The organism is Frankia sp. CcWB2 (assembly GCF_977927585.1).
In genome coordinates, this window is record NZ_CDWRCM010000074.1 from 9839 (window position 1) to 18975 (window position 9137).

Annotated in this window: 8 protein-coding genes and 1 pseudogene; 5 read left to right on the top strand and 4 right to left on the bottom strand. The window is 69.2% G+C overall.

What is annotated here, in order from left to right; all coding sequences use genetic code 11:
• The coding region (locus ACY45C_RS10135; protein ID WP_462187375.1) for an ATP-binding protein at positions 1 to 204 on the top strand (204 nt) is incomplete at its 5' end.
• 193 nt (positions 205 to 397) lie between these two features.
• Entirely contained in the window at positions 398 to 1222 is an 825-nt protein-coding gene (locus ACY45C_RS10140; protein ID WP_462187380.1) for an ABC transporter ATP-binding protein, read from the top strand.
• 359 nt (positions 1223 to 1581) lie between these two features.
• Here the strand turns inward: ACY45C_RS10140 and ACY45C_RS10145 are convergent, their stop codons facing one another.
• Positions 1582 to 1908: a hypothetical protein gene (locus tag ACY45C_RS10145; protein WP_462187376.1), complete on the bottom strand. Its 327-nt coding sequence runs from the start codon at positions 1906 to 1908 to the stop codon at positions 1582 to 1584.
• A 664-nt stretch (positions 1909 to 2572) separates the two neighbouring features.
• On the opposite strand from ACY45C_RS10145, the gene ACY45C_RS10150 reads away from it, so the two are divergent.
• Positions 2573 to 2905 (top strand): histone-like nucleoid-structuring protein Lsr2, encoded by a 333-nt coding sequence (locus ACY45C_RS10150; RefSeq protein WP_462187377.1) that lies wholly within the window; start codon positions 2573 to 2575, stop codon positions 2903 to 2905.
• A gap of 221 nt (positions 2906 to 3126) precedes the next feature.
• Here the strand turns inward: ACY45C_RS10150 and ACY45C_RS10155 are convergent, their stop codons facing one another.
• On the bottom strand, positions 3127 to 4533 hold the full coding sequence (locus ACY45C_RS10155) for an aminopeptidase P family protein (RefSeq protein ID WP_462187381.1): 1407 nt from the start codon (positions 4531 to 4533) through the stop codon (positions 3127 to 3129).
• Positions 4534 to 5625: 1092 nt separating this feature from the next.
• Here ACY45C_RS10155 and ACY45C_RS10160 point away from each other — a divergent pair.
• Positions 5626 to 7071 carry an LCP family protein gene (locus ACY45C_RS10160; protein WP_462187378.1) on the top strand — a complete coding sequence of 482 codons (1446 nt, stop codon included), beginning with the start codon at positions 5626 to 5628 and terminating at the stop codon, positions 7069 to 7071.
• On the opposite strand, the gene ACY45C_RS10165 is transcribed toward ACY45C_RS10160, so the two are convergent.
• Entirely contained in the window at positions 7065 to 8135 is a 1071-nt protein-coding gene (locus ACY45C_RS10165) for a YihY/virulence factor BrkB family protein (RefSeq protein ID WP_462187379.1), read from the bottom strand. The genes ACY45C_RS10160 and ACY45C_RS10165 overlap by 7 nt on opposite strands.
• 213 nt (positions 8136 to 8348) lie before the next feature.
• Positions 8349 to 8549, bottom strand: a complete 201-nt coding sequence (locus ACY45C_RS10170) for a DUF7455 domain-containing protein (RefSeq protein WP_009742431.1) — start codon at positions 8547 to 8549, stop codon at positions 8349 to 8351.
• Between the two features lie 357 nt (positions 8550 to 8906).
• On the opposite strand from ACY45C_RS10170, the pseudogene ACY45C_RS10175 reads away from it, so the two are divergent.
• Positions 8907 to 9137 (top strand): annotated as a pseudogene (locus tag ACY45C_RS10175) (hypothetical protein); the annotation flags it as partial.

Below are 9137 nucleotides of genomic sequence, written 5' to 3' on the forward strand. Positions count from 1 at the left end.
GGCGACCGGGCCGTCGTGGAGGTCGCCGACGGTGGCGGCCGGGTGCTGCGGCGGCGCCATACCGCGGCCGAGGATGAGGCCGGCCGCGGGCTCCACCTGGTCTCCCGGCTCGCCGTTCGGCACGGCGTCCGTCCGGTCGCCGACGGGAAGGCAGTGTGGGCCGAGATCGACCTGACCGGGACGACCCCGCCCGAACCGGACTGACGCCAGGGCCATGGAGGGACAATTGCGTGGTTTGTTAGATATGTCTGATTTACCCCAGTCCGGCAGGTGAAATCCATCCGGACGGCCGGGGCGGGGTTGACCGGGTGGCGGGCTGACCGGGTGGCGGGCTGATACGGGTGGACCGGCCGTCCCGGCGGCATCGGGAAGTCTGGTGTCGCGTAACGTGAGCTGCATGCCGGACGCGGTGCTGCGCCTCGACAATGTCAATGTCGTGCGAGATGGGTCATACCTGCTCAGGAACGTGTCGTGGGCGGTGTTCCCCGGCCATCGCTGGGTGGTCCTCGGTCCCAACGGCGCCGGGAAGACGACCCTGCTGCAGGTGGCCTCGGGCCGGCTGTTTCCCACCAGGGGCACGGTCGACCTGCTCGGCGCCCGTCTCGGCAAGGTCAACCTTCTCGATCTACGATACCGGGTGGGTGTCGTCAGTCCGGCGCTGGTGGAGACGCCACCCGCCGACGAGCGGGTACTCGACGCGGTGGTGACCGCCGGCTGGTCCGTGCTGGGCCGCGCCGACGAGGAGTACGACGAGGTCGATCTCACCCGCGCGGCCGGCCTGCTGACCCAGTTCGGGTGCCGTGGACTGGCCGACCGGCGGTTCGGAACCCTCTCCGAGGGAGAGCGCAAGCGTGTGCTCATCGCCCGGGCCCTCATGACCGACCCGGAACTCCTCCTGCTCGACGAGCCCGCCTCCGGGCTCGATCTGGGTGCGCGGGAGGCGTTGATGCGGCGGCTCACCCGCTTCGCGGCCGACCCCACCGCTCCTGCCCTCGTCCTCGTCAGCCACCACGTGGAGGAGATCCCGGTCGGGGTGACCCACGCGTTGCTGGTGCGCGGCGGCCAGGTGCTTGCGGCCGGTCCGGTCGCGCAGGTACTCACCGCGGAGGCGTTGTCCTCCTGCTTCGGGATTCCGTTGGATGTCGGCCTGGCGGCCGGTCGCTACACCGCCCGGCTTGCCGCCGGACCGCTTCCCCGGCATCCGGTGTCCGCCTCGGTCTGAGTCTGTGCCGCGGGTCTGAGTCTGTGCCGCGGGGTGTTTGTCCGTTCATGGGCCGATCGGCCGCGACCGGAGTCGGTCGATGGCCGGGTGAGCACGATCGGCGGGGTGCGGTGATTTTCCCGGCGTGATCCAGTCCCGAGTCACCGTCCGGTCCCGGCGTTGCGCGTACGGCCCGGTGGGCCATCCATCCTCGTCAAGCGGCCTCAGCCCGTCGTAGCGCGCCTTTTCCGGTATCGCCGGTGTGTTTCTTTCGTGGCGGCCATCGTGCTCCCTCTCCGGGCTCGTCCGTTCGTGGGCCGGCCGGCGCCCCGGACGCCGACCGCCGGTCGTCCCGGGAGCCGTCGCTGATCGGCCGTCGTTCATCGTTCGTCGAGCAGGTCCCACAACCATCCCGACCGTCGCACACCCGCGCCGAGCGACCTCAGCCGGACGGCAAGTTGCCGATCCGAGGTGATGACGACCACGGGCGCGACCGCGTCGCGCGCCGCCGCCACGATGGCGTCGTCGCCGTGCCCGGGGGCGTGCACGACGACGATGGTCGGTGCCGCGCGGTCCGCCCTCGTTGGAACGTGGCGGCCCTTCTCGGGCGCGACTCCCGCGGGCCCGACCTTTTCGGGTGTGATCTTTCCGGGCCGTACGGTTCCCTCGGGAACTCCGGCTCGCGCCGCACCCTCGAGAACGACCACGATCCGCTCAGGCCATTCCGGCCTCGATGATGGCCGCGGGTGCGTGCCGGGACGGGTGATCCGCGCCGAAATAGCATCGACCAGCCGTCCGGCCGCTCCTGGGCGGTCCCGCCACCACCCGTCGGGCCGGGAGCCAATCACGTTGGCACCGTCTACCACCCACGTGCGCGGGTACTCGTCCGTGGGTCGGCCCATAGCAGCGGCGCCGGAATCAGGGGTACTCATCCGGCGCGGCGATCCCCTTTGGCATTCGTACCGGTCGGTTCCGCTCGCGGCACCACCACCCCAAAGGCGCCGACGGCTGTTGCCCGCCGTTCGCCGGGCAATCGTCCACGGGAGTCGGTAGACGAACACGATCGGTGTCCCAAGGTCGGAGGACATGGACGCCGCCCGGTCCACGCCTGCCCAACTGTCCGCTTGCGGCCGGCCTTTCGACTGGGAAGGTGTGATTCGCAGAACATGATCATCCCTCTATCATGTGGAGCTTGCTCCCTGTCTTTGGGTTCCGCACTCCGACTGCCAGGGCGGCGTGCGTTGAGCGATGACTTCGTCTTCGGCGACCCAAGCTTGCGAGTCCGGCGAACCAGGCGTGACAGTTCCCCGCGTTCTCGTGGTAATAATAGACGCGTGAGTTCTGCGGTCCGCTGACCTGAAGGAGAGTGGCATGGCCCAGAAGACCATCGTCTCGTTGATTGACGATCTCAGTGGAGAAGAGGCTGACGAGACCGTCCGGTTCGGACTCGACGGTGCGCAGTATGAGATCGACCTGTCGGAGAAGAACGCCACGAAGTTGCGTGAGTCGTTGGCTCCGTTCGTCACCGCGGCTCGCCGTTCTGGCGGTCGGGCGGCGGGTGGCCGGCGTGGTGTGCGTGCCGCTTCGCGCCGTACCGGCGGAACCACCGACATTCGCGAGTGGGCGCGCAGCAACGGTTACACGGTGAGTGACCGGGGGCGTATCGCTTCCAACATCGTCGAGGCGTACGACAAGGCCCACTGATCCTGGTCTTGACTGCTTTTCCGGGGCAGGGACCGGGGCAGTGGAACCCCTTGTAGCGGTAGTGCCCGTGGTATTGGACGACGGGCCGCGCGATCCGGCGGACCGAAGATCGTGTGATCAGGTTTTGCATGGTCAGGTTCCTGCCACACCGGCCCGGCCGGTGTGGCAGGAACTATTGGCGTCGCCGCCAACGCAGTCTGTCGCCAGATCTGTTCGTTCCGTCAGTTCGGCAGCTGCCGGGCCATCCAGTTTTCGACGTCTTCTGCGGTTCGCGGAAGTGCGGCGGACATGTTCCGCCTTCCATCCCTGGTGACCAGGATGTCGTCTTCTATCCGGACGCCGATGCCCCGCAGCTCCGGCGGAACCGTCAGGTCGTCCGGCTGGAAGTACAGGCCCGGTTCGACCGTCAATACCATGCCCGGTTCCAGCGCCGCGTCGCGATAGGTCTGGTCGCGCGCCTGCGCGCAGTCGTGCACGTCCAACCCGAGCATGTGCGACGTGGAGTGCAGGGTATAGCGGCGATGGACGCCCCCTCCCGGGGAGCGTGGGTCCTCGGTCAGCGACTCCTGCGCACTGACCGGCAGGAGCCCCCAGTCGTCGAGCGCCGTGGCGATGACCTGCATGGCGGCCCGGTGCGGATCCAGGAAGGACGCTCCCGGCCGGACCGCGTCGATCCCGGCCTGCTGGGCGCGAAGAACCACGTCATAGACCTGGCGCTGCAGCTCGGTGAACCGTCCGTTGATCGGGAGCGTGCGGGTGACGTCGGCCGTGTAGAGGGACCGTCCCTCGACCCCCATGTCGAGCAGGGCGAGATCACCGGCGCGTACCGGCCCGTCGTCGCGGACCCAGTGCAGCGTCGTGGCGTGGTGGCCACAGGCGACGATGGAACCGTATCCCACATCGTTGCCGTCCACCCGGGCCCGCCGCCAGAACGTCCCCTCCAACCATCGTTCTCCGTTGGGCAGGTCCATCGCCCGACCGATTTCTCCCACGCACTCGGTGAAGCCGCGCACGGTCGCGGCGATCGCTTCGTCCAATCGGGCGATCTCGAAGTCGTCCTTGAGCAGCCGCAGCTCGGAAAGGGCCTGTGCGAGGGCCAGATCGCGGTCGGTTCCTGGTCCACCCCGGCCGGGCCAACGCAGCACCGAACCGTCCACGACCGGATCGACTCCGCGTAGTACCCGGGTGTTTCCCGGTGCCAACCGCGCGAGCGCGTCCGCGAGCTCCGTGAGCGGCCGGCATTCGATCTCCAGCTGTGCCGCGGTCTCCCGAACCCCCGGTCTGGGACCGACCCACAGTTCCCCGTATCGCCGGTCGGTGTAGAAGGCGGAGCTCGACCGGTCGGACCGCCCGGCGACATAGAGCACCGCATCATGCTCACCGGCCGCGTTGGGTAGCAGAACCAACACGGCATCCGGTTCATGGCAGCCGGTCAGCCAGAAGAAGTCGCTTCCGGGACGGAACGGAAAATCTGTGTCGTTTGCCCGTACCCGCAGACCGCCGCTCGGCACCACAAGCGCGTCCGCCGGGAACCGCGAACCCAACAAGGCGCGACGTTTCGCGGTGTAGGGTGCGCAGTCATCGCGGGATGGCACAGCGTCATCAATCGGCGCCCACCCGGTCGACATAAACCGCCGGAACGCCGCGTGTGGTTCCTCGTCGTGGTTGGCCTGCCCGGGTGCGCGCACGGAATCATCCGATGCCGGAGGTTCACCGGCCCCGGTGGGGACAACGCCCGGCTCGTCGGCCGTGATGAGGTTCGGATCACGCCCGGCCGGCGCGCTCTCGGGCACCCCCGGGCCGGTCGGTGGAGGTGAGCTTTGGTGGGACTGGGCACTCATAACGTTAACGGTAGGCCCCGTTGTGGACGGCGGGTAGCGCGCGAGGCGTACCGCCATGCCCCGCGTGCCGGCCGGACTTCCCGTCGTTGGTCCGCCGGGCATTTGGTGCATCGCACCGCCGCGATGATGCCGGGCCGATGTGGGCGGTCGCGTCGCGACATGGGTCCGGGCGCCGCTACCCACTTCGCCGCCTTCGGACCCTTCCACGAAGACTGTTCCTCCCACTTCGGGTGAGTTAACGAGGGCACGCAATCGGTTGTGGGAGATCTGAGGGATCCGGTCGGTTGTGACCTTCCGTCGTGGACCGTTAACTCATCTTCCGGTCGGTGGGGAAGGCGGGTCCACGTTGCACGGACCAGGTCGGTCCGGGTGCGGACGTCCTCGGCGTGCCGTAATGCCGGTCCGATAGCCACCGGCATCGTGCGGTTCGGGCACTGCACTCGGTTCGGGTACTGCACTGCGTGTCGCGAACACCACCGGAGACCGGCATTATTGTCGCGCATCCCGATATCGGTGGTTGTCGTCGGGATCGCAGGATCGGGATCGGGCCCGCGACCGGTCTTGATGCTCGGCGCCACCCGGGGGTCTGCCACCGCTCGGCTCGGCGGGGACGGTCCGGGCGGCGGCGTCGGAGTCCGTACGGTCCGTGGGCCGGCCGGGGGCCTGCGGGGTCGCACATCGACAACCCGTTGGGAATGCCATGACGCCCGTCACCCGTCACCATCGAAAAGACTGTCCGGGAGGGTTCCGGTCCGTCCGCGCCCACGTCGTGCCAAGGTGGTCCGGCGGGTTCGCGCCGGTGGTGGACGGTCCCGGCCTCGGGCGGCGCCATTGGCGCGGATGATCTCATCCCGGTGGATGGGGGAGGAGGACGCGGCCATGACCTGGCCTCCGGATCGTCCGGAACGGTACGGGACGGCGGGACGGCGGGACGGCGAGCGGCGTGGCCGGTCCGTCCGTGACCCGCGGGACCCGCGCCGGGCCCCCGAGGAGGACTGGCCCGTCGGGCAGCGGCCGCGCCGGGAGCACCGGCCCGCTCCGCGGGGCCACGATGACGAGCCGCGCGTACCTCCGGGCGCCTACCCCGATCCCTACGGCCGGTACCCCGTCGATCATCCGGCGGCCGAGCCCCGGTACGACCGGCCGGCCCCGGAGGGTCCCGCGGAACCCGGGCAGAGCGGCTTATGGCGCGGTCTCACCGCCGTGGCCGCAGTGTTGGCGACCCTCGTCCTCATCCTGGCGACCGGTGGCTGGGCTGTGCTGAAGCACTACGACGGCAGGGTGCGCCACATCCCGCTGACCTTCTCCGCCAGCGCGGACCGGCCGGCGTCCGCATCGGGTGGAACGCAGAACATCCTGCTCGTGGGGTCGGACACCCGGACGGGGACCAGCGGCGAGTTCGGCCAGGTCGAGGGGCAGCGGTCGGACACGACCATCCTCGCCCACCTCGACGGCGACGGTTCGACGACCCTCATCTCCTTCCCCCGGGATCTGTGGGTGCGGATCCCCGCGTACACCGACGCGGCGGGCACGCAGCATGCGGCGCAGCGGTCCAAGCTGAACGCAGCTTTCTCCTACGGCGGGCCGTCCCTGCTTGTGGCCACGATCGAGAACCTCACCGGGATCCGGGTCGACCACTACGTCCAGATCGACTTCATCGGCTTCCAGGGGATGACGGACGCCCTTGGCGGGGTCACCGTCTGCATCAAGGAGCTTCCCCCCGAGCTGAAGGCACGGGGCTTCGACAACCTGCACGACCATTACTCCGGGTTTTCCGGTCAGGTCGGCGAGAACACGCTGAACGGGGCGCAGGCCCTCTCCTTCGTCCGGCAGCGGTATGGCCTGCCCGAGAGCGACATCGACCGCATCCGCCGCCAGCAGCAGTTCCTCGGTGCCGTCTTCCAGCGGATCGCGTCGACGGACACCTTGCTCAACCCGGCGAAGCTGCTCGGGGTGGTCGACTCCGCCACCTCGGCGCTGACGCTCGACGAGGCCACCTCTCTCGCCGACCTCCGGCTTCTCGCGGTGCGGATGCAGTCGATCGGATCGGGCGGCGTCGCGTTCACGACGGTGCCGGCGGCAGCTGGTACTCGCGGGGGGCAGAGCGTCCTCGTTCCTGAGCCAGCCCAGCTGGGCGCCTTCCTCAAGCCCTTCGGCGGTCGTGTCGCCGACGGGAGCTCCACCGGCGCACTCCCGGCTGGCGCGGGGGGTGGCTCCTTCGCTGCGGTACCGGTGCCCGCTGCGGTACCGGTGGTCTGGTCCCCGGCCAGCGCGGCGGGAAGGTCCGTCCCGGGTGACGCGGGCGGGGTGTCCTGCACCTATTGAGGTGGCCTCGAGGCGTTCAGTGCCGAGTGGCTGCCCCGACGGCGCGGTGGCTGCTCGTCCAGCGCCGCGTTGAGCTCCGCGCCCAACAGCACGGCCAGCGCGGTGATGTAGAAGAACAGCAGCACCGCCACCGGTGATCCGAGCGAGCCGTAGACCAGTTCGTTACTGAACGCGATCTCCAGGTAGTATCGCAGCACGCCGCTACCCACGAGCCAGCAGACGAGCGCGAGGATCGCTCCGGGCAGCGCCCGCCACCAGGGTTGGCGTACTGGCAGCGAGAGGTGGTATAGCGAGGTCAGCATCGCCAGGGCCACGAGTCCCACGACCGGCCAGTAGAGCAGTGGGATCAGGGTGCTGACGAGGGGATGGCGACCGGCGTCGAAGATCCGCGAGATCAGTTCGGGCCCCAGGACCAGCGCAGGCAGGAGAATGACCCCGCTGGCCACCTGGGCGAGAAACAACCACAGCGCCAGGAGCCGGCTGCGCACCGCCGAGCGCAGATCGCGTTGGCCGTAGGCGATGGTGATGGTGTTGACGAAGGTCGCCATCGCGGTTGACCCGGTCCACAGGGACAGCACGAAACCGATGGAGATCACGTCTGGTCGGCCACGGGAGAGGATCTGGTCGATGGTCGGGCGCACCGCGTCGTCGACCACCGATTCGGTCAGCAGGTCGCCTGCGCCGCGAAGGATGCTCTGCCGGGCGCGGTCGAGGGCGTCGGCCCCGATGGCGTCACCGACGTAGCCGAGCGTTCCCAACAACGACAGCAGGAGCGGGGGCAGGGACAGCAGCTGCCAGAATCCCGCCTCGGCCGCAAGCCCCAGGACCCGGTGCCGCCAGGCATTGGTGATGGTCCGACGGGCCAGTCGCAGGGGTCCCCGGGGCAGCCGGTGGAACAGCGTGCTGCGCCGGATGGCGGTCCAGGCCGCGGCGTGATGGTTTCTGGCCCGCGTCAGCAGCCCGGGATTCACCTCGACGGCCACTCTGCGCAGCAACACCATCCAGCGGCCGCTCACCGGGGACGATGCCACGGGAGCCGGTGCTTTGTTTCCCGTGGCGGACACGGCCCCCACCGTATGGCCTGGCGTTCCTGGGTGCCGAAGGGCATCCAGGAACGGAGTGGGTGATCGCGGCGGAGGCCACCCGGAGTAACGGATGGGCCGCTGGCCAGCAGCAAGGAAGCAACCAGGATTCTGAATATATCAAACTGGATACACCAAAAGGGACACATCGCTAGATCGCGATGTGTCCCTTTTGGTGTGCCTGGGCGGCCGAGCTCAGGACACGCTGAGTTTGTCGGTCTCGTCGTGATACTCAACAGCCATCTCACGCAGCTTCGAGTCGTGCGACTTCGCGTGGTGTCGGCAGAACAGGAGATCGCCGCCCCCGGGCAGCACGACCCGCACGTAGGCCTGGGCACCGCACCGGTCGCAACGATCAAGATTGGTCAGCGTCGGCTTCGTGGTAGTCCCTGTCACATCTACTCCAACTGTGTTAGGCGGTCAGACGTTCCAGCTGACCATGTGACGGTTTACTCACAGCCGGCTCTCGCGGCGTCGTTGCATCCAGAGCGGCGTGGTGTCCGTGGTCCTCCATACCACGGACGGGTACCCGTCCCGGGCGCCCGGTCGTCTGATCAGGGACGTCGGGCGCCGAAGACGATGTCGTCCCATGCTGGCACTGACTTGCGTCCGCGTCGACCGCCTGCCGGACGTTCGCTCCCACGGGTGGTGTTACTCGGACGTGCCCGTGACGCAGCGGAGGCGTTCGATGTGTCTACGGTCGTCTCGTCGGTCCCGTCCGGCGCCGCCTCCTCCGTCTGCGCGGAGGGAGCCTTGGCGGAGGCTTCCCGCCGGGCCGCCGTGCGGCGCGCCCCGGGCGTGGAACCTGTGCCGGATCCGGCGGCGCGGGCGGCTGGTGCCGAGGTCACGGCGGCTGCGGCGGCATCGGTGCCCGCTGCCGCGGCCGGTTCGGCGGGAGCGGATCGCGCTGCTGTACCGGCGGCTGGGGCTGACGGCTCCGGTTCGGCGGGGGCTGTCCCGCCCCGCTCCACGGCGGCGACGGGG